Origin of the sequence: Corynebacterium sp. MSK035, assembly GCF_030232615.1 — a bacterium.
Lineage (GTDB): Bacteria > Actinomycetota > Actinomycetes > Mycobacteriales > Mycobacteriaceae > Corynebacterium > Corynebacterium jeikeium_D.
The window spans coordinates 71,573-92,078 of the sequence record NZ_JASPJP010000005.1 but is presented as its reverse complement, the minus strand read 5'-3'; the positions used below and the strand labels follow the sequence as shown (position 1 = coordinate 92,078).

21 protein-coding genes are annotated in these 20,506 nt (G+C 57.8%); 4 read left to right on the top strand and 17 right to left on the bottom strand.

Annotated elements, in window-relative coordinates:
- Window positions 1–2 precede the first annotated feature (2 nt).
- On the bottom strand, window positions 3–839 hold the full coding sequence (locus tag QP978_RS04800; RefSeq protein WP_048735276.1) for an ABC transporter ATP-binding protein: 837 nt from the start codon (window positions 837–839) through the stop codon (window positions 3–5).
- 140 nt (window positions 840–979) lie between these two features.
- Between QP978_RS04800 and QP978_RS04795 the strand changes: the two genes are divergently transcribed.
- Entirely contained in the window at window positions 980–3,010 is a 2,031-nt protein-coding gene (locus tag QP978_RS04795) for an alpha-1,4-glucan--maltose-1-phosphate maltosyltransferase (RefSeq protein WP_049194095.1), read from the top strand.
- A gap of 180 nt (window positions 3,011–3,190) precedes the next feature.
- Window positions 3,191–5,386, top strand: a complete 2,196-nt coding sequence (gene glgB, locus QP978_RS04790) for a 1,4-alpha-glucan branching protein GlgB (RefSeq protein WP_049190093.1) — start codon at window positions 3,191–3,193, stop codon at window positions 5,384–5,386.
- A 128-nt stretch (window positions 5,387–5,514) separates the two neighbouring features.
- Here the strand turns inward: glgB and QP978_RS04785 are convergent, their stop codons facing one another.
- Window positions 5,515–6,687: a serine hydrolase gene (locus QP978_RS04785; RefSeq protein WP_049190092.1), complete on the bottom strand. Its 1,173-nt coding sequence runs from the start codon at window positions 6,685–6,687 to the stop codon at window positions 5,515–5,517.
- 333 nt (window positions 6,688–7,020) lie between these two features.
- Between QP978_RS04785 and QP978_RS04780 the strand changes: the two genes are divergently transcribed.
- On the top strand, window positions 7,021–7,416 hold the full coding sequence (locus QP978_RS04780; protein ID WP_016422463.1) for a TIGR02611 family protein: 396 nt from the start codon (window positions 7,021–7,023) through the stop codon (window positions 7,414–7,416).
- 51 nt (window positions 7,417–7,467) lie between these two features.
- Here the strand turns inward: QP978_RS04780 and QP978_RS04775 are convergent, their stop codons facing one another.
- Together QP978_RS04775 and QP978_RS04770 are read right to left on the bottom strand one after the other, a co-directional pair.
- Complete coding sequence (locus QP978_RS04775; protein ID WP_049172058.1) at window positions 7,468–8,517, bottom strand: co-chaperone YbbN; 1,050 nt, start codon at window positions 8,515–8,517, stop codon at window positions 7,468–7,470.
- Window positions 8,518–8,601: 84 nt separating this feature from the next.
- A complete protein-coding gene (locus QP978_RS04770; RefSeq protein ID WP_049172056.1) occupies window positions 8,602–8,907 on the bottom strand; it encodes a thiamine-binding protein in 306 nt (101 codons plus the stop codon).
- Window positions 8,908–8,938: 31 nt separating this feature from the next.
- Here QP978_RS04770 and mce point away from each other — a divergent pair, with 31 nt between their 5' ends.
- The gene (gene mce / locus QP978_RS04765; RefSeq protein WP_005509354.1) at window positions 8,939–9,391 is read left to right on the top strand and encodes a methylmalonyl-CoA epimerase; all 453 of its coding nucleotides are present in this window, start codon (window positions 8,939–8,941) and stop codon (window positions 9,389–9,391) included.
- 2 nt (window positions 9,392–9,393) lie between these two features.
- Here mce and QP978_RS10890 read toward each other — a convergent pair whose 3' ends face one another.
- The 13 genes from QP978_RS10890 to QP978_RS04700 form a co-directional block, all read right to left on the bottom strand.
- The gene (locus QP978_RS10890) at window positions 9,394–9,753 is read right to left on the bottom strand and encodes an Rv1322 family protein (RefSeq protein WP_088611476.1); all 360 of its coding nucleotides are present in this window, start codon (window positions 9,751–9,753) and stop codon (window positions 9,394–9,396) included.
- A gap of 2 nt (window positions 9,754–9,755) precedes the next feature.
- The gene (nucS, locus tag QP978_RS04755) at window positions 9,756–10,448 is read right to left on the bottom strand and encodes an endonuclease NucS (RefSeq protein WP_005509457.1); all 693 of its coding nucleotides are present in this window, start codon (window positions 10,446–10,448) and stop codon (window positions 9,756–9,758) included.
- A gap of 77 nt (window positions 10,449–10,525) precedes the next feature.
- On the bottom strand, window positions 10,526–11,011 hold the full coding sequence (locus QP978_RS04750; RefSeq protein ID WP_240593322.1) for a DUF2550 domain-containing protein: 486 nt from the start codon (window positions 11,009–11,011) through the stop codon (window positions 10,526–10,528).
- A gap of 235 nt (window positions 11,012–11,246) precedes the next feature.
- Window positions 11,247–11,618: a F0F1 ATP synthase subunit epsilon gene (locus QP978_RS04745; protein WP_049172054.1), complete on the bottom strand. Its 372-nt coding sequence runs from the start codon at window positions 11,616–11,618 to the stop codon at window positions 11,247–11,249.
- Window positions 11,619–11,629: 11 nt separating this feature from the next.
- On the bottom strand, window positions 11,630–13,069 hold the full coding sequence (gene atpD / locus QP978_RS04740; protein ID WP_005509621.1) for a F0F1 ATP synthase subunit beta: 1,440 nt from the start codon (window positions 13,067–13,069) through the stop codon (window positions 11,630–11,632).
- 2 nt (window positions 13,070–13,071) lie between these two features.
- Window positions 13,072–14,052 carry a F0F1 ATP synthase subunit gamma gene (locus QP978_RS04735; protein WP_005509705.1) on the bottom strand — a complete coding sequence of 327 codons (981 nt, stop codon included), beginning with the start codon at window positions 14,050–14,052 and terminating at the stop codon, window positions 13,072–13,074.
- 53 nt (window positions 14,053–14,105) lie between these two features.
- Window positions 14,106–15,749, bottom strand: a complete 1,644-nt coding sequence (atpA, locus tag QP978_RS04730; RefSeq protein WP_005509387.1) for a F0F1 ATP synthase subunit alpha — start codon at window positions 15,747–15,749, stop codon at window positions 14,106–14,108.
- Window positions 15,750–15,803: 54 nt separating this feature from the next.
- Window positions 15,804–16,622: a F0F1 ATP synthase subunit delta gene (locus QP978_RS04725; RefSeq protein WP_070429330.1), complete on the bottom strand. Its 819-nt coding sequence runs from the start codon at window positions 16,620–16,622 to the stop codon at window positions 15,804–15,806.
- Window positions 16,623–16,627: 5 nt separating this feature from the next.
- Complete coding sequence (locus QP978_RS04720; RefSeq protein ID WP_005509352.1) at window positions 16,628–17,191, bottom strand: F0F1 ATP synthase subunit B; 564 nt, start codon at window positions 17,189–17,191, stop codon at window positions 16,628–16,630.
- A gap of 32 nt (window positions 17,192–17,223) precedes the next feature.
- Window positions 17,224–17,475, bottom strand: a complete 252-nt coding sequence (locus QP978_RS04715; protein WP_016422456.1) for an ATP synthase F0 subunit C — start codon at window positions 17,473–17,475, stop codon at window positions 17,224–17,226.
- A 141-nt stretch (window positions 17,476–17,616) separates the two neighbouring features.
- On the bottom strand, window positions 17,617–18,411 hold the full coding sequence (atpB, locus tag QP978_RS04710) for a F0F1 ATP synthase subunit A (RefSeq protein ID WP_016422455.1): 795 nt from the start codon (window positions 18,409–18,411) through the stop codon (window positions 17,617–17,619).
- A 390-nt stretch (window positions 18,412–18,801) separates the two neighbouring features.
- Entirely contained in the window at window positions 18,802–19,251 is a 450-nt protein-coding gene (locus QP978_RS04705; RefSeq protein ID WP_005509564.1) for a Cg1360 family ATP-synthase-associated protein, read from the bottom strand.
- Window positions 19,248–20,480: an MraY family glycosyltransferase gene (locus QP978_RS04700; protein ID WP_284856910.1), complete on the bottom strand. Its 1,233-nt coding sequence runs from the start codon at window positions 20,478–20,480 to the stop codon at window positions 19,248–19,250. Before QP978_RS04700 ends, QP978_RS04705 begins: the two co-directional genes overlap by 4 nt.
- Window positions 20,481–20,506: the final 26 nt, after the last annotated feature.

Sequence of the window (20,506 nt, the reverse complement as noted above, 5' to 3'; positions counted from 1 at the left end):
GTCTACTTCTTCCGGTGCTTTCCAGCAGGCCGTGCCCGGCGCGCAAAGTAGCGATCATCGATGCGATCGACGACGATTTCCTGGTGGAAAGCCTTGGTCAGGTTCTCACTGGTCAGGACGTCGTCAATAAGCCCCTGTGCGATGACATTGCCTTCGTCGAGGAGCATCGCATGGGTGAAGCCGTACGGAATTTCTTCCGGGTGGTGCGTAATCATCACCATCGCCGGCGCATCCGGGTCGAGTGCGAGTTCGCCTAAGTAACCGACGAGGTCCTCGCGACCGCCGAGGTCGAGTCCGGCTCCCGGCTCGTCGAGAAGCAGCAATTCGGGGTTGACCATCATGGCTCGTGCGATGAGTACGCGCTTGCGCTCTCCCTCACTGAGAGTGCCCCAGGTGCGGTCTGCAAGATGCTCAGCACCCATGCGCTCGAGAATCTCGGAGAGCTGTTCGAAATCCATCTCTTCATAGGTCTCACGCCAGCGCCCCAGGACGGAGTAACTGGCGGAAATAACAAGGTCCGCGACCTTTTCGTCATTGGGAATGCGGTGAGCAATCGACGATGATGTCAAACCAATCATGGTGCGCAGATCACGCATGTCGGTGCGCCCAATCTGCTCGCCCATCACATGGGCCACCCCTGAAGACGGGAACTCCTCCGCTGCAGCAATGCGCATCAAAGAAGTTTTGCCTGCACCGTTCGGCCCCATGATGACCCAGCGTTCGTCAAGTTCTACTTGCCAATCGACCGGCCCGACCAGCGTACGGCCACCACGGATGAGGTTTACGTCGCGAAAGTCGAGTAGCAAATCTTCGTTAAAGTCTTCTTCCAATTCAGCCACACATCCATGGTGCCCTAACTTTGCCCAAATGTGCGCTTGGACATTCTCATCTATCCTCGGTAGAGAGCAAATCGAGTTCACTCGAGATGGTTTTGCTTCGATTTTCACCTAGCTCGCCGACAATTAGGAGAACGTCTTTTATGACTGGTCGAATCGGTATTGATGACATCCGTCCTCAAATCAACGGTGGTGCAACTCCATCGAAGGCCGTAGTGGGTGAAGTCGTCCCAACCTTTGCCGTCATTTGGCGAGAAGGCCACGACGCGATGAACGCCACGCTCAACGTCAAGGGGCCGAAGGAATCAGCTTTTGCTTCCCGCTCACAGCGCATCCCAATGCACTTTTCTGACCATGATCCAAATCAGGTCAATGCCACCTTCGTCCCAGATGTTCCCGGGCTGTGGACCATTCGCATTGATGCCTGGTCCGACCCGATGGCAACGTGGCGCAACGCTATCACCAAGAAGTTCGAGGCCGGTCAGAGCGAAGCTGAACTCGCTAATGATCTAGAAATTGGCGCCGCTCTCTTCGACCGCGCCGCCGCTGGTGCCGCTGCTATCCACCGCAACCACCTACGCTCCATCGCCGCAGGTCTGCGCGGCGACGGCGATCTTCGCGCCCGCATTGCAGCCGCGCTTTCCGACGAGACCCGCGCCATTTTGCAGGCGCACCCGGTGCGCGACCTTTTGACCCGCGGAAAGACCCGCAAGATCAAGGTTGACCGCCGCGAAGCCCTGTACTCCTCTTGGTATGAGTTCTTCCCTCGTTCCAACGGTGGTTACGGCGAAAATGGCGAGCTGCTGCACGGCACATTCAAGACTGCGGTTGCACAGCTTGATCGCGCTCAGCGCATGGGCTTCGACACGGTCTATCTGCCCCCGATTCACCCAATCGGTGAAATCAATCGCAAGGGTCGCAACAACACCCTGACCCCGGAACCGGGCGATGTCGGATCTCCGTGGGCTATCGGCTCCGCAGAAGGTGGCCACGACGCCATCCACCCGAGCCTCGGTGACGAAAAGGACTTCAAGGAATTCATCAAGGCTGCTAAGGAGCGCGACCTCGAGGTCGCTATCGACCTAGCGCTCCAGTGTGCACCGGACCACCCCTGGGCTAAGGCTCACCCGGAGTGGTTCACCGTGCTGCCGGACGGCACCATTGCCTACGCCGAGAATCCGCCGAAGAAGTACCAGGACATCTACCCGCTGAATTTCGACAACGATGCCAAGGGCCTGTACGCAGAGGTTCTGCGTGTAGTGAAGTTTTGGGTCAAGCGTGGAGTCAAGGTCTTCCGCGTGGATAACCCCCACACCAAGCCGGGCAACTTCTGGGAATGGCTGATTGAAACCGTTCACGAAACCAACCCGGAGGTCATCTTCCTCGCCGAGGCCTTCACCGCCCCAGCCCGTCTCTACGGTCTGGCCAAGGCTGGCTTCACTCAGTCCTACATCTACTTCCCGTGGAAGACTACGAAGGAAGAGCTGACCGAATTCGGCGAGGAGATTACCCGCCATGCGGACATCGCTCGCCCATCCCTATGGGTCAATACCCCAGATATTCTGCATGACTTCCTGGTCAAGGGCGGCCGTGGAGCCTTCGCCATCCGCGCCGCGCTGGCTTCCACCCTATCTCCGCTGTGGGGCATGTACTCCGGCTTCGAGCTGTTTGAAAACGTTCCGGTCAAGGAGGGCTCCGAGGAGTACCTCGACAGCGAGAAGTACCAGCTCCGCAGCCGCGATTACGACCAGGCACTGGCCACCGGCAACTCGCTGGAGCCGTTCATTGCCACGCTGAACAAGATTCGCCGCGAGCACCCGGCTCTGCAGCAGCTGCGCAACCTGCACTTCCACGACATCGACAATGACAACCTGCTGGCTTACTCGAAGCTCGATCCGGTCACCGGCGATGCCATCCTCGTTGTTCTCAACCTCGATCCGTGGAATGCCCAGGAAGCTACCGTGCACCTCGACATGGATTGCATCGGGCTCCGCAACCACGACCGCATGGATGTCACTGACCTGATTACCGGCAACCAGTTCAACTGGGGCAAGGACAACTACGTCCGCCTGGCACCGTGGGAAAACGTCGCGCACATCATCAAGCTGCCGGAAATCGATGTCAAGCTCCGCCACAAGTTGGCTTGGCGCGACGTCCCCGACTACGAGGGCTAGAACGCTTGCTGGGAACTTTCGGGGTTAGTGGGCCGCTGACCTGACCACTGTCGCAACGATTCGTCGTTAGGCTGGCGGGTGAGTTAGCAGCCCACTGTCCCCTACCTCCCTCTATTTCTTTAGAACTGAACTCAACAACTTCACATTCACCTACCTAGAAACGCTTCGGAAGGACCTTCCATGGGAGCCCACACAGATCCCCGCCTCGCAATTGATTCCGGCGATATGGATCGCCTGCGCTACTGCACCCATCACGATCCGCACAGCATCTACGGCGCACACGTCGTGGACGGTGACACGGTTATTCGCACGAGGGTCTTCGGCGCTCAGGCAGTTACTGTCGTCAGCACGCGCGGCGAGTTTGAAGCGGAGAACCTGGGCGACGGTTTCTTCACCGCCCTCGTCCCAGGCGGCGATGACTTCGACTACCGCCTGCGCATTACGTGGGACTCCGGCGAAACCGTAGAGCGTGCCGACGGCTACCGTTTCCTCCCCACTATTGGCGCTGGTGACCTGCACCTAATCGGCGAAGGACGTCATGAGGAACTGTGGAAGGTTCTCGGTGCTCACCTTCGCAGTTACGACACAGAGCTGGGTACGGTCGAAGGCACCTCGTTTACGGTCTGGGCTCCGAACGCACGTGGCGTAGCCGTGGTCGGTGACTTCTGTATGTGGAACGGCGCGCAGTACCCAATGCGCTCTATGGGTGGTGCAGGTATCTGGGAGCTGTTCATCCCGGGTGTGGGTGAGGGCGAAGTCTACAAGTTCGCCATCACGACACCGGAGGGACAGCGCCGCGATAAGGCCGACCCGATGGCGCGTGCTGCTGAGCTCCCACCGGCTACCGGGTCGATTGTCGCGACCTCCGACTACACCTGGGGTGACCAAGCGTGGATGGAAAAGCGCGCCAACACAGACTGGACCGAAGAGCCCATCTCTATCTACGAGGTCCACTTGGGTTCCTGGAAGCAGGGCCTGAGCTACGAAGTTATGGCGGAGAAGCTGGTGCGCTACGTGGTCGACATGGGCTACACCCACGTGGAGTTCATGCCAGTATGTGAGCACCCGTTCACCGGTTCCTGGGGTTATCAGGTTTCCGGCTACTACGCTCCGACCAGTCGCTTCGGCACCCCAGACCAGTTTCGCGGTCTAGTTGATGCCTTCCACGCCGCTGGCATCGGTGTCATCATGGACTGGGTTCCGGGGCACTTCCCGAAGGACGAGTTCGCACTTGCCCGCTTCGATGGCACGGCTTGCTACGAGCACCCGGACTGGCGTCGCGGCGAGCAGCGCGACTGGGGCACCTACGTTTTCGACTTCGGCCGCAACGAGGTACGCAACTTCCTCTACGCCAACGCACTGTACTGGGCAGAAGAGTTCCACATCGACGGTCTGCGCGTCGACGCAGTGGCTTCCATGCTGTACCTGGACTACTCCCGCAATGAAGGCGAGTGGCTGCCGAACCAGTACGGTGGCCGTGAAAACCTCGATGCTGTTCAGTTCCTGCAGGAATTCAACGCCACTGTACACAAGCACAACCCGGGCTTCCTCACCGTGGCCGAAGAATCCACTTCTTGGCCGGGAGTGACCGCACCTACCGAACACGGTGGCTTGGGCTTCTCTATGAAGTGGAACATGGGCTGGATGAATGACACGCTGGAGTACTTCAGCAAGGAGCCGATTTACCGCTCCTACCACCACCATGAGCTCACTTTCGCTATGGTCTACGCCTACTCGGAAGAGTTCATTCTGCCGATTAGCCACGACGAGGTCGTGCACGGCAAGGGCTCGCTGTGGGAGCGCATGCCGGGCGGCGATTGGGATAAGGCCGCAGGCCTACGTACTTTCCTGACCTTCATGTGGGCGCACCCGGGCAAGCAGCTTCTATTCCAGGGTCAGGATCTTGGCCAGAACCACGAGTGGAACCACGATGAGTCCGTGGCTTGGGACAACCTCGAAGGTTGGAGCGGCGAATTCCACCGCGGCATTCAACTGCTGGTTAAGGACATCAACGCCATCTACAAGGAAAACCCAGCGTTCTACACCCAGGATGACCGCCCAGAGGGCTTCCAGTGGATTAACGCGGATGATTCCACAAACAATGTTGTGTCCTTTGTCCGTTACGGCACCGATGGCTCGGTCGTCGCCTGCGTCTATAACCTGTCGGGAACCACGCAGGAAATCTACAAGATTGGCGTACCGCGCGGTGGCCAATGGACGGAGATTCTGAACACAAACGCATCGCGTTACGAGGGCTCCGGCTACGGTGAAAACGGTACTGTGACCGCGGTCGAGCACGGTTGGAACGGCCAGGCTCACTCGATTGATTTGGTGCTGCCGGCCAACACCGCCGTTTGGCTGAAGTGGCAGGGCTAGTCCCGAATCCAGCCAAACAAAAGACAATCACATAGGAATTGCCCGTGCTGCACGGTTTTCAGTGATCTGAGTTTCAGCCTGAAAACCTGACTCACGGGCAATTTTGTTTTGGGGAGCGTATCCAGGTCCTATCCACGGAACGGATTGAACCAGTCAGGTTCCAAAGATTCGTTGTAATTCGCAGAATCTGAATCATCGATGTACCCGGATCCATCCATGCTGTCGGTTCCGATACGATCAGGAATGCCGTCGCCATCCTCATCCGCGCTCCACGTCGCAGCCTGCTTAGCAGTCAGTGGCTTGCCATCCTTACCAAGGCGATTGTAATCCGGCAGAAGCTGGGCTATTTGGGAACCCAGCTGGCCGAGCAGGCCGTCGGTAAGCTCATTGAGCGGCACCTCATCAAAGCGCGTCGTAATGGCGTAAGCGATGGGGCCGGCTGCGGTGTACAAAATACCGTGGTCATTAACGCCCTCGGCAGTGTCACCGGTCTTCTGGACTGCGGAGCCGACGTACATCACAAACTTCTGCGAACCACCGTAAGTGAGGTAGGTCAATGCAGTTTGTGCCGTGTCCTTGGTAATGAAGTTGTGCTTTGAGGTGCCATCGGCCACTTCCTGGAGACGTGCCATGAACAGCGCAGCTTGAGAGGGAGTAAACCAGGACCGATCACCGCTGGGATTGGGGATGTTGAACTTGTTGCCCAGGTGGTAGCGCTTGTCATCAACACCGGCTTCCTTGATGGTTTTGTTGACCTCGTCGAAACCACCGACAGCGTCAATCAACCCATTCGCCGCGGTGTTGTCCGAATACCGCATCACGTACTGCAACAGCCCGTCGAGCGTGTATTGGCCAGGGCCAATCACGCTTCCGCCAACACCATTGTCCCAATCGACCGTCACCGTCTTGTCTAGGTCATCGCCGAATTTCTTCAGCGCAGTAACCACTAACGGAGCCTTGATGGTCGATGCGGAGTACTCCTTCGTATCCTCGCCTACCGACGCCGTGAGCCCTTTGTATGGACCGTCAATGACACGCAAATAGACACCTAAATCAATGCCATAGTTGTCGGAGAAACTCTTAGCCGCAGTATCGAGGACGTCCTGTGCATCAGACCAGGTGACTTCCTCGGAAGCATCCCAACCGTTATCTGGAGCATTAGGTTTTGTGGTAGCAGTGGTGGCCTTGGACCCGGTGGTGCTTGGGACATCGATGGTGCACCCCGCCAACAGAGTCGAGGCCGAAAGCGCAACAATGACCGAGGCGGAAGTAGCGCGAAGGGCTTTGGGGCGAAGTCGCATGCAAAACTCCTGGCTGCAGAAAACTGAAGACCAAAGGCACCTAGCGCAGTATGAACTGTCTGAGGTGAACAGGTGGATGAGATGCAGTGGTAACTGCTGTAAACCACTGAGAACTGTTGGAAGATTACCACCTTCCGAAAAATCTCGTTGCACTGGGGCGCAGCTTTTGTGCAACAATGGATTAAATATAGACATGATTAAAAGAATCAATGTCCAACGGTACACCCAGGCAGTTGAGCTGCACATTTGATGCTTAATGCTTCAACGATGCCTCGTCCGAGACCGCTGCTAGAAATAGCGCACGGCACCGAAAACCGGAGGAAGTGAATCGCAATGAAGGAAAAGGTACATCGCTTGATGGACCGCATGCAGATTCGCCATGCCCATATGCGCAACACCTGGTATGGGCCGGTACTCTCCCCGGTTCTTCTCGTCGCAGGCTTCGTATTGCTCATTGTTGGCATTATCATTTTGCCAACTCCTGCTCCCGGATGGCTCTGCATCTTTGTTGCACTGGGAATTCTCTCGTTGGTGCATCCGCCGACACGTCGCCTGAACATCTGGTTGGCAGCAAAATTGGACGCCTTTTACGCCTGGTATGCGGAGCGTCATGTGGCAATGAAAGCAACACTTTTCCTGTTGCTAATGGCGTTTATGGCCGCTGTAATGGGCAGCGTCTACTACTTCATGGCTCCGGATGACTGGCCATACACCGACGCTTCAAGCTAGGAGCCTGAGCGCTTTCCAGGCTCCTAGTACAGTGCCCCTAGTCCAGTACTCCTAGTACAGTGCGCTAGCCATCCTCCGGCGTGCATCCAATGCCACTGGATCTGCGGTATCGAATAGCACAAGCAGCTCTAGTAGACGCGACTTGATGGCCTCACGGTCATCGCCAAACACCTGCGGGAGCAACTTCAACAAACGATCGAGCGCCTTCGCTGGATCGTCGACAAGCATCGTGACATCCGCGGCATCGAGGGCGAGCGCGACGTCCTTCGGCGCAGCGTCGGCCTTTGCAATTGGATCTGCGCTGCGATCGATTTTGGCAGCGCGGGCGAAGAAGGACACATTCGCGTGAGCGCGCTTCAGCCCCTGATTTGCGGGCTCGGACTGCAGCATAGCGTCATACAGCTCCAACGCTCCGTCGAAATCGCCCTCCTCGAGCAACTCTTCAGCCTGCTCCAAACGCGGGTCATCGGTGGGTACGGGATTGCCGAAGAAGTCAGTCGGCTCCGGAGCCTCCGGCCCGCTGCCCTCCCCAGCCATACGAGTTCCCGCCGGCAACCCCTTGAGACGACCCCGAGTGGCCTTCATAACCTGCGCCAGCCACTGCTCCAGCCAATCCCTGGTTTTCTCGCCGACAAACATGCCAATGGGACTGCCCATAGCCACAGCCGTGACTGTCGGCACTGCCTGCACACCGAATGCCTGGGCCAGCTGCGGATGCTCCTCAGCATCTGCCCACGCCAGGATCCAGTTCAAATTAGCCTCACGGGCCATGCCTTCTAGCTCAGCCCGAAGACGCAACGAATCAGCTGCTCCAGCCATGCCGATCAAGACAATAACCGGGACCTGCTCCGAGCGCAGAACGACTTCTGCCTCAAGGGTCTGCGGGACAATCTCAACTACAGGAGGAAGCCCATTTCCCTGATCACTGGTTGCCCGCTCGATCTCCTCTCGGCGCTTACGTTCGGCTTCGGCGCGCTGGTGGAGCTGCTCCAAATCAACCGTGCCGGGTGGTGGCGGCGGAGTCGAGCACTCGCGGTGACCGTGTGCTCCATGCGAGTGACCATGAGAATGGCCATGTGCGTGACCATGTCCAGCTGGCATCGTCAAAGGGGTTCCTCTCCAGTGTCGTCGTAAAGCCTATGTAAAGACCTATGTAGAGCCTACGTGTCCAATCCGAACAAGAGACTAGTCGGTGGCTTTCAGCGCATCCTCGACCGCATCCACTTTCGCACGCAGCTGCCCGGTGTATCCGTTGCGAATGTCCGCTTTGATGACCAGAGAAGTACGCGGACTGACACGGCTGACTGCTTCCGTGGCTCGCTTAATGACATCCATCACCTCATCCCATTCGCCTTCAACAAGGGTGAACATGGCATTGGTCTCGTTGGGCAGGCCAGATTCGCGCACAACACGCACGGCTTCAGCAACGGCCTCAGCCATTCCCTGCTCAGGATCGGAGAAAGTGGGGGCAACAGAAAATGCGACAATCATGGCGCCGATAATAGCGAGTACCCTGGAAACTATGAGTGAGACACAGATTCCCGTTCCCCATAAGTACGTAGTCGCTGTTGATCACGTCGGCGTCGCAGTCCCGGATTTTGATGCCGCTATTGAGTGGTACCGCGCAAACCTTGGTTTCATCAACTACCACGATGAAGTCAATGAAGAGCAGGGTGTCCACGAGGCCATGGTCGGCCCGGCCGACAAGGTTGAAGGTGGCACTCTGGTTCAGATTCTCGCGCCACTGAATGACCAGTCCACGATTGCAAAGTACCTGGACAAGAAGGGTCCAGGAATCCAGCAGTACGCAGTTCGTGTCACTGATCTGGAGGCGCTGATGGCGCACCTGAAGGAGCAGGGCACCCGGGTGCTGTACCCGGAGCCGAAGATCGGCACCGCAGGCTCGCGCATCAACTTCATCCACCCGAAGGATGCCGGTGGCGTCCTGCTGGAGCTCGTTGAGCCGGCTAAGTAAATCTATCCCCAGCGGCGCGTGATAGTGCGGTGAGCTCTATTGCGCCAGCAGTTGGTGTGCCAATGGCGCCGGTCATCGGCGCCTGCACCATAATCCTGCGGCCATGCCACGATGTGCGAGGTCCCGGGCATGATTTCCTGGTCGCACCCCGGACATCGATAAACCTTGTTCGACTGGCCAGCGCTGATGTTACGCACCGCAAAGTCCACGTCCTGCCAACCGGCAGGCCCAGATTCAGTGCGAGTGTTTTGGAAAGAACTGCCAAATGCGGGCAGGCTGCCGCGATTCTGGCCGTGGTTATTACGCCCGCCGCGTTGATTACCTCGTTGATTACCGCGCCGCTTGTGGTTTCGCCTAGGCATGGCTAGAACAACCGCAATTCATTGGACTCCAGGCCACGCAGGGCGTCGTAATCCACGGTCACACAGCGAATCCCACGATCCTCTGCCAGAGTCTTGGCCTGTGGCTTAATCTCCTGGGCAGCAAAAATCCCTTCCACCGGTGCCAGCAGCTCATCGCGGTTCAGCATCTCCAAGTAACGGGTTAGCTGCTCAACACCATCGATACCGCCCCGACGCTTAACCTCGACTGCAACGGTGGCGCCGTTTTCATCGCGGCCAAGCAGATCCACCGGTCCGATCGGGGTTGGGTATTCGCGCCTAATCAGGGTGTAGCCCTCGCCAAACGTTGTGAACTGATCTGCAAGGAGTTCCTGTAGATGCGCTTCTACCCCGTCCTTCTCCAGGCCAGGGTCCTCTCCCAGTTCGTACGTGCTATCAGCCAGCACCTTGCCGATAGTGATACGAAGTTGCTCGCCCTTCTTATTCTCAACGACCCAGAGCTTTTCACCAGTGTCTTCCCCCGACTCGTCGAGAATATCCTTCTCCGTCAGCGTGCACGGCGGTGTCATCCAGTTCAGAGGCTTATATGCACGGTCGTCGGCATGCACAGAAACTGACCCATCTGCTTTCACCAACAGCAAGCGCGGGGCATGAGGCAGATGGGCATTCAAGCGACCGACATAGTCAACAGTGCATTCAGCAATCACAAGGCGCATTCCCCTACCCTAACGTGACTGCCGCGCGGGAGAAAACAATACCCACTAGAGCCTTAGCAATAGCCTGTCGTAAGAGACTAGTACTGACTTCCCCGGCCACGGTTATAAGCCGAACGGAAACGTCGCTCAATATCTGTAGGAAACTCACGAGTCTGGCGTGACGACGGCTTCGACTCCACCCACGCCACCAGCGCAGTGTCCGAGGACGAGTCCACGGCAAACTCCCATTCGGTATTTTTCCCCGTTTTAATCCTGACTACCCGAAGCCCGGGCGCGAAAAAACCCGCCTCGATGTCAGTCGGATCTCGGCGATCCACAATAGTGACATCGTGACGGGCAAATTCGGCATCACAGCCAGGACGCAGCGAACGTAGCTTGTACATCTTCAACGTCGACTCTGAATAAACAATGACACCATGGCGCCAATGACTGCCATCACCTGCAGGAAGGCGACGAGCAATAACAGGAGTACCTTTTGCATGCAGGCTGGCGAAACGCCACAGGGCAAGGACCCCGCCGACGATCAACATCGCACCGATAATCATGAACATGATTGACATCATGGTTACGCTTGAAAACACTATCTGCCAGCCTCGCATCCGGGTGAATAGACGACGAACCTTGGTTCAAAAGCGCTTTAGAGGCTTTTTACAAACCCTACCCGATTGTTGCACTGACATGAAAAATAACTAAGAAAAACGGGGCGGGAAGCTGGCAAGATTTCTCTTGCGAGCTCCCCGCCCCGTTTAAAGAAGCAGGAAGAATACGGTCGTGCGACCGGATGTTCAGGCGAAAAGACTAGTTGGTGGAAGCGCGACGAGCCGCGCGGACCTCCGACTCAGCCTGTGCCTTTACTGCAGGGTCATCCGAAGTCAGGTTGGACTCGGCCTCGGAGAGGTTAACCTCGTCAGCCCAGACTGCCTTATCCGCGAGGATCGAAACCTTCGAGGTAGACACGGAAATGAACCCACCCTGTACCGAAGCGACAAGAACCTTGCCGTCTGCGGTCTTGATGGTCACCGTGCCGTTGTTGACCAGCTGGCCAAGCAACGGCTGGTGTCCGGGCAGCACGCCGATCTCACCCTCGGTGGTCTGGGCAGAGACCAAGGTGGCCTTGCCCTTCCAGAGCGGTCGCTCAACGGCAACCAGTTCAGCGGTGATTTCAGCCATGAGGATGCCCCTTACTTCTTCTGCATTTCAGCGTACTTCTTCTCGACATCGTCGAGGCCACCCAGGCCGTCGAAGGCCATCTCCGGGTAGTTGTCGAAGTCGCCCTTGCAGATGCGGTCGAAGGCAACGATGGTGTCCTTCAGCGGGACGTACGAACCAGGCAGACCCGTGAACTTCTCAGCAACGAAGAAGTTCTGACCCAAGAATCGCTGGATACGACGTGCACGCTGCACGGTCACCTTGTCCTCCTCAGACAGCTCGTCCATACCGAGGATGGCGATGATGTCCTGGAGTTCCTTGTTCTTCTGCAGGATGTTAATAACCTGCTGAGCAACGCGGTAGTGCTCCTCACCGACGATCGACGGCTCGAGGATACGAGAAGTCGAAGTCAGCGGGTTCACTGCCGGGTAAATACCCTTCGATGCAATCGAGCGGTCGAGCTCGGTGGTTGCATCGAGGTGGGCGAAGGTCGTTGCCGGAGCCGGGTCGGTGTAGTCATCGGCAGGCACGTAGACGGCCTGCAGAGAGGTAATCGAACGGCCCTTGGTGGACGTAATGCGCTCCTGCAGAACACCCATCTCGTCAGCCAGGGTCGGCTGGTAACCCACGGCGGAAGGCATACGACCCAGCAGGGTCGAAACCTCAGAACCGGCCTGGGTGAAACGGAAGATGTTGTCAATGAAGAGCAGCACGTCCTGGTGCTGAACATCGCGGAAGTACTCTGCCATGGTCAGACCCGACAGCGCGACGCGCATACGGACTCCCGGAGGCTCGTCCATCTGGCCGAAGACGAGGGCGGTGTCCTGGAGAACGCCCATCTCTTCCATTTCCAGGAAGAGGTCGGTGCCCTCACGGGTACGCTCACCAACACCGGCGAAGACCGAAGTACCGGAGAACTCGCGTGCAATACGAGTAATCATCTCCTGGATCAGAACGGTCTTACCGACACCGGCACCACCGAACAGACCAATCTTGCCGCCCTTAACGTACGGGGTCAGCAGGTCGATGACCTTAATACCGGTTTCCAGAATCTCGGTCTTGCCCTCGAGCTGGTCGAAGGCCGGCGGCTCACGGTGGATGCCCCACTGCTCACCATCGCGACCCAGGCCCGGCTCATCCAGGCAGTCGCCCATTGCGTTAAAGACGTGACCCTTGACGACGTCACCAACCGGAACCGAAATCGGCTTACCGGTGTCCTTGACCTCTGCACCGCGGACCAGGCCGTCGGTCGGAGCCATAGCAATGGTACGAACCATGTTGTCACCGAGGTGCTGTGCAGTCTCGAGGACAATGGTCTTGGCGACCGAAGGAAGGGTAACTTCCACGGTCAGCGCGTTGTAAAGTGCCGGCAGTTCGTTACGCGGGAACTCCACGTCGACGACGGCACCGATGACACGCACAACACGGCCCACAGCCGTGGTGGTGTTCTGCTCACTTAGAGCTGTGCTCATATCTAGTCACTTTCTCCGCTGTCGTCGAGCGCACCGGCGCCACCGACGATTTCTGTGATTTCCTGGGTAATCTGTGCCTGACGTGCCTGGTTAGCAACACGCGAGAGGTCCTTGACCAGCTCGGTAGCGTTGTCCGTCGCGGACTTCATAGCGTTACGACGGGCAGCGGACTCAGAGGCAGCGGCCTCGAGCATCACTGCGAACAGAGTGCGGGACACGTACTGCGGCAGAAGCTCTGCCAACAGGGTGTCTGCATCAGGCTCGAATTCATAGTCCGGCTTGAGGTCATCTGATCCATCGGACAGCATGTCCTCGCCCTGAGCAATCTCGACATCCTCGTACACAGGCTCAATCGGGAGCATCTGGTGTGCACGCGGAATCTGAGAAAGCATGGACACGAATTCCGTGTAGACAACGTGGACCTGGTCGAAGCCCTGAACGGCCTCGCCGTTGGTGCCACGCAGGCCTTCGCGGTACTTGGCAGTGCCCTCGGCCGTAGCGTTGAAACCATCAATGAGGTGACGACGCACGTCGTGGGTTGCGGCGTAGTCCGGATCCTGGGAGAAGCCCTCCCACGTACCGGCGAGCTCGACACCACGGAAGTCGTAGTAGTCGGTGCCCTTACGGCCAGTCACGTAGAGAACGACCTCATGCCCCTGCTCTTCCAGAGCGGTACGCAGTTCTGCAGCCTTCTTCAGGACGTTGTGGTTGTAGCCGCCACACATGCCGCGGTCACTGGTGACAACCAGGACTGCAACACGCTGGTTACCCTCACGCTTTACGAGCATCGGGTGATCCAACGACGAAGCCGATGCGAGACGTCCGATGACCTTCTCGATTTCGTCGGCGTACGGCTGGGAGTCTGCTACGCGACGCTGCGCCTTAGTAATGCGCGAGGTTGCGATAAGCTCCTGGGCCTTGGTGATCTTCTTGGTCGAGTTCACCGACTTGATTCGGGCTCGAAGTTCACGAAGATTCGCCATGTCCTATTCCCTCCCTTCAATTGCGAAAACGGTCATTGAGTAGCTCAACCTGCCTAGTTCTGGGCAGTCTTGCGGGAGACCGTAATCTGCTGCTTCTTGAGCTCGCCCTCGTCGAGTGCCTCGACCGGAGCCTCGGAAGCCAGCGGTGCGCCCTCAGAAGTCTGGAAGGACTTCTTGAAGTTAGCGGTAGCGGACTTCAGAGCAGCCTTGGACTCGTCAGAGAAGGCGACGCCGCCGTCAATCTGCTCGAAGACTGCAGGCTGAGTGTCCTGCAGGTGCTCAAGCAGCTCGGCCTCGAAGCGACGGACGTCCTCAACCGGGACATCGTCGAATTCGCCCTCGCCAGCGAGGTAGATGGAGGTCATCTGGTACTCGACCGGCTGCGGGTGGTTTTCCTTCTGCTTCAGCAGCTCAACCAGACGCTGACCGCGCTCCAGCTGACGCTTGGAGGCATCGTCCAGGTCGGATGCGAACATTGCGAATGCTTCCAGGTCGCGGTAGGACGCGAGGTCCAGACGCAGGTTACCGGAAACCTTCTTCATGCCCTTGGTCTGTGCGGCACCACCAACACGGGAAACCGACACACCGACGTTAATAGCCGGGCGGACACCCTGGTTGAACAGGTCGGACTCGAGGAAGACCTGGCCGTCGGTAATGGAAATGACGTTGGTCGGAATGAAGGCCGACACGTCGTTTGCCTTGGTCTCGATGATCGGCAGTGCGGTCAGCGAGCCTGCACCCATGTCGTCGGAGAGCTTCGCAGCACGCTCCAGCAGACGGGAGTGGAGGTAGAAGACGTCACCCGGGTAAGCTTCGCGTCCCGGCGGGCGACGCAGCAGCAGCGAGATGGCACGGTATGCCTCTGCCTGCTTAGTCAGATCATCGTAAATGACCAGGACGTGCTTGCCCTGGTACATCCAGTGCTGACCCAGTGCGGCGCCTGCGAATGGTGCAAGCCACTTGAAGCCTGCGGCATCCGACGCCGGGGCAGCAACGATAGTGGTGTACTCGAGTGCGCCCTGCTCCTCGAGGGTCTGGCGCACACCAGCAATGGTGGAGCCCTTCTGACCGATAGCAACGTAGATGCATCGCACCTGCTTGCTCGGGTCACCGGACTCCCAGTTAGCCTTCTGGTTCAAGATGGTGTCCAGGCAGACCGCGGTCTTACCGGTCTTACGGTCACCAATGATCAACTGACGCTGACCACGACCAATTGGGGTCATTGCGTCGATGGCCTTAATACCAGTAGCCATCGGCTCTTCAACCGGCTGACGCTGCAGCACGGTCGGTGCCTGCAGCTCGAGGACGCGGTCCTCTTCAGCCTCAATGTCGCCCAGGCCGTCAATCGGCTGGCCCAGGGGGTTAATTACGCGACCGAGGAACTTGTCCCCGACCGGAATCGAAAGGACGTCACCCGTCCGCTTTACCTCGTCACCCTCTTTAAGCGACTCGAAGTTACCCAGCACCACAACGCCGACCTTGTCGGTGTCGAGGTTCTGAGCGACGCCAATAACGCCGCCCGGGAACTCCAGAAGCTCATTCGTCATGACCGACGGCATTCCCGAAACCTGGGCGATACCATCAGCTGCACTGATAACAACGCCAACCTCCTCGCGGGAGGCCTCCGGGGAGTAGCTCGAGGTGTAGTTCGCAATCGCGCTACGGATCTCGTCGGAGGAGATCGTCAGCTCCGCCATGTTCTTCCTGCTCTCGGTAATATTCTTCCAGTGATTAATCGTCTAAACCATCCGTCAGCCGAGGCCGACGCGCAGCTTCTCAAGCTTTGTTGAAAGGCTACCGTCGATGACCTCGTCGCCAACCCGGATGACCAGTCCACCGAGAATCGACTTATCGATCACGGTGTGGATGGACATCGCCTTGCCGTAGACTCGGCCGAGCTTGTCCGCCAGTGCTCGCTCTTGCTCGTCAGAGACGGCCGTGGCACTGGTCACGCGAGCGACGACGTGGTTCCGCAGGCCGGCGGCTAGCCGGGACAGGGAGTCAATGTCGTCCGCGGGGCGCTTGGATGGGCGACCAACAGCCTGCAGTGCCAGGGTTTCGGTCACGGAAGTGACCTTGCCGTACAGCACAGAGGCGAGGAGCCCACGCTTGGCTTCGGGGGTTGCGGCCTTGTCGGCCAGCAGCTGTTCAAGCTGCGACTGCTCAGCCAGGATGTGTCCCAGTTGGAACAGCTCAGACTCAACAGTCTCAAGCTGTCCCTGGCCTTCGGCAGAGCGAAGGAGGGCTCGACGGCCCAGCTCTACCAAACCCTCACGCATTTCACGCGGGGTGGACCATACCTGCGCGGCAGCATCCACGACGAGGTTAAGAGTCGTCTCAGATACCTTGCCCGCGAACAGGCTCCGGACAAGGCCGGAACGCTGTTCCGCAGTCGCCGAGGTGTCGGCGACAGCGACACGCAGGCCGCGGTCGGAGTCCAGGACCTCGACGATGTCGAAAAGCTCGGAACCAGTCTGAGCAGCCTGAGCAACAGCGACATTGTCGCCACTGATAGCGGCGTCCAGTCGCTGGCTAAGGGCTGCCAGGGATTCGCGGCTTGCTGCGTGCATGTCGCCTACTTTCCGGCCGGGGCCACGGTGTCAAGGTTGGACAAGAAGTTGTCAATCGTCGACGAGTTACGAACGTCGTCGGAAAGCTGCTCGCCCAGAAGGCGCTCAGCGAGATTGATGGAGTTCTGGCCCATTTCCTTGCGCAGCTCTGCGACTACCTGCTCACGCTGGGCAGCGAGCTGCTTCTCACCGGACTCGATGATTCGTGCGCTCTCGTCATTAGCCTTGGTCGTAGCGTCTGCAATGATGCGCTGACCCTGTGCACGGGCTTCGTCGCGAATCTTTGCTGCTTCAGTACGGGCCTCTGCGAGCTGACTGTTGTACTTTTCCAGAGCGGCTTTGGCTTCAGCCTGTGCAGCTTCAGCGCGTTCAATGCCGCCCTCAATCCGGTCCTCCCGCTCGGTCAGGACCTCCTGGAACTTCGGAAGAACGAGCTTCCAGAAGAGAACCAGGATAACTACCAGCGGGACAACGGACCAGACGATGTCATAGGTCTTTGGCAGCAGCGGGTTAATGGACTCTCCCATCGGGAGGTCACCCGCCGCTAGCAAAAAGGTGAAATCTGTCATGGTTTACGTGTTCTCCGCTTGAAGGTCCGGACTTAGAAAACGAAGCCTGCGACCAGGCCGATCAGGGCGAGAGCCTCAGTGAAGGCGATACCCAGGAACATGGTGGTACGCAGCTGGCCGGCCATCTCAGGCTGGCGTGCCATACCCTCAACGGTCTTGCCGGCGACGATGCCGATACCGAGGCCCGGGCCCAGGGTGGACAGACCGTAACCGATGGTCTTCAGGCCAGCGTTGGTGTCGACAGCCTGGACAGCGTCCTGGGCGGAGAGGATGACGTCGTTCATTATGAACCGTTCCCTTTCTTAAAGGATGGCCCCGGATTAAAGATTGTTCTAAGTAGGCCCGGGGCTTTTGTGGGTCAAGTGGGTCTTGCTATTAAATTTGCGAGGCCTTGTTGCCGAAGTTGCGGCCTCATTAGTTATGGGTTAGTGCTCGTCTGCGTGCAGCGACAGTTCGATGTAGACGGCGCTCAGCAGGGCAAAGATGTATGCCTGCAGGAAAATCACCAGCATCTCGAACAGCGTGAATGCTACCGCAGCGACAAGGGTCAACCCGGACAGGGCGGTCCAACCATTCAGCTGCCAGAAGAAGAAGTTCGTGGCACCGAAAAGCAGGACTAGAACCATGTGGCCCGCCAGCATGTTGGCCATCAGACGGATGGTCAGCGTAACTGGGCGGAGAACGAAGTTGGAGAAAATCTCGATCGGCACCACGATGAGGTGGAGTACCGGTGGCAAGTTCGGAATAACGACTGCCGACTTCACAAACTTGAAGAAGCCCATCTTCTTCGAGCCCGCGTAAATGAAGGCAACGTATGCGAACAGGGCCAGAACCAGTGGCATACCGATTCGGGCGTTCGGCGAAATATTGAGGCCAGGAATAATAGCCGCAATATTCATCGAGATAACAAGGAAGAAGATGGTGGCCAGAACCGGAAGGAAACGACGCCCCTCCTTCTTACCCAGAATCTCCTCCGCGATGTGGATGCGGACGAAGTCCAGCATCAACTCCGCAACGTTCTGCAGACCAGTCGGCACGAGCTTCGGACGACGCATTGCGACGACGAAGAACACGGCGACGATCACGGCCATCAAAAGACGAACAATCATCAGGCGGTCCATGGCGTACCAGTCGCCACTGCCACCTAAAATGAAGTCGCCAAATTGTTCACCCGGGAAATACTCCTCCTGCAAGTTGGGTGAGTGAAACTCACCCCGCATCTCGGCAAGTGTTGTAACGCTCAGCGTTCTCTCCCGTGATTGGGCCGCTAGAACTATTGTCAAGCGGTGCGAAGGACGTCATTTAACGTGTCGCGCCGCGGATTCCATTCGCTCATCAGCACGGCGCTCACGGGGACCGTACCTGTGGAAATGATAGTTATTTCGCTACAGGCCGTCTTACCCGAAACTCAGGATAACAGTTCTGACTCATTTTCCCCACCCGGTACACCCCCGCGTTTCCGACCCCGAATCCAACAAAGAGGCCGACCCCCTCTGTGGGTTTCGGCCTCTATTTGTGGCATCTTCTGCACAAACTGGACAATATGCTTATTACCTGCGGTTTTAGAAGCGTATTGCAGCCTCTCAGCAGGTCAACAAGTTATTAACGAGCTATTCGTCCTTCATTGGTTGCACATAAGTGAGGTTAGATTGCGACATTCCCCACACTTCTGCACCGAGTGTCACCATCAGAGTGAGTACAACAGTGACGAAGAAAGTCATGTTGTCATAAAACTCAAGATTTCTAATAACAACCAGGACACCGATTAGTACGACAATCTTCAACAACCAACCACCCAGTACAACGGCAAGCGTAACGGACGGCGAAGTTCGAGCAGTAAAGAGGATGCCTAGAACGGTAAGCAATACGAAGCTTCCGCTAATGCCCGCTCCAAGGAGTACGCCCCAGACACCGGGCATACCGTTTTTGCCACCCCAGACCAGCAGCGAAAGCACGGTAATCACAGCGAGCGCGATTGCGCCCGAGCGAGCAGCAGCCAGCAGCGGTCGCCGCGAATCATCGTATTTAGACTCGGGCTCCGGAGTTGTTTTTTCAGTCACGGTCGAAGATTGTACCTTCTGCGTCCACGTCGACGTCTTATAACCTGCCGGACCCCACTTCCACTTCTGGGACGCGCTCCCCTTGAACGGTCGTCGGCAAGCGCATTGCGACGACGGAGGGTGAAGACAACCGCGATGATAAGCAGGACCCCGAAGGTGAGAGCGACGAATTCAAAGGGGAAAATGGTGGTGGCAACGGCGGCGTACGCGACGACCGACACCCATAGGTAAAGCACTAGCACCACGCGGCGATGACTGTGCCCCATCGACAAGAGGCGGTGGTGAATATGCATTTTGTCGGGTGAGAAAGGTGACTTGCCCTGACTGACGCGGCGAACGACAGCGAGAAGTAGGTCTAGCATTGGCACGCTAATTGCTGCGATGACGACCACAATCGGCGAGATTAGAGCGATGACGTCAGCGGTGCCGTACATGGAGGGCGCGATGCGTCCCGACGCCGACACCGATGCCGCTGCGAGCAGCAAGCCGATCATCATGGCACCGGAATCGCCCATGAAAATGCGTGCGGGCTCGAAGTTGTGCGGCAAGAAGCCCAGGCAAGCGCCGAGGAGGCACGCGGAAATCATCGCGGGTGGATAGGCAGACACGGTTCCGCCTTGGTCGTGAAGCATGACCATCGAATAGACAAGGATTGCAGCTGCGGCGATCATGCCGAGTCCAGCTGCGAGACCATCGATGCCGTCAACAAAGTTGAAGGCGTTAATCAATGCCACAGTAAATAGGACAGTCAAGACTGTGGACATGATTGGATCGAGAATGAGCGTGGCGCCGCCACTGAACGGGATATAGAGCAGATACCAATTGACGCCCATAAATGACATCAAAAGTGCCGCCGCGACCTGCCCCACCAACTTCGTGAGGGCATCTAAGTCAAAGAGGTCATCCCAAATACCGACGATTAGCAAGAGCGACGCGGCCGCCACAACTGCCCTCATATCTGGAGTCATGGGCGGAAAACCACGGTTGAGAGCCGGCATCACCGAGGCAAGGGCGATAGCTGCGACCACCCCGGAGTACATCGCCACGCCTCCGAGCCTGGGCTTCGGAATATCGTGGACATCGCGCGTGCGGGGCGCATCCAACCAGCCCGAGCGGACCAGCACATAACGCACCACTCCAGTGAGCAAATAACTGACAGCAGCGGAAACTAAAACGAGCATGGCGAGCTCGCGGATGGGCACACCTGCCCCACCCGACTGGGCTGCCAATAAGCTCATGTCCGCCACTAGGTACT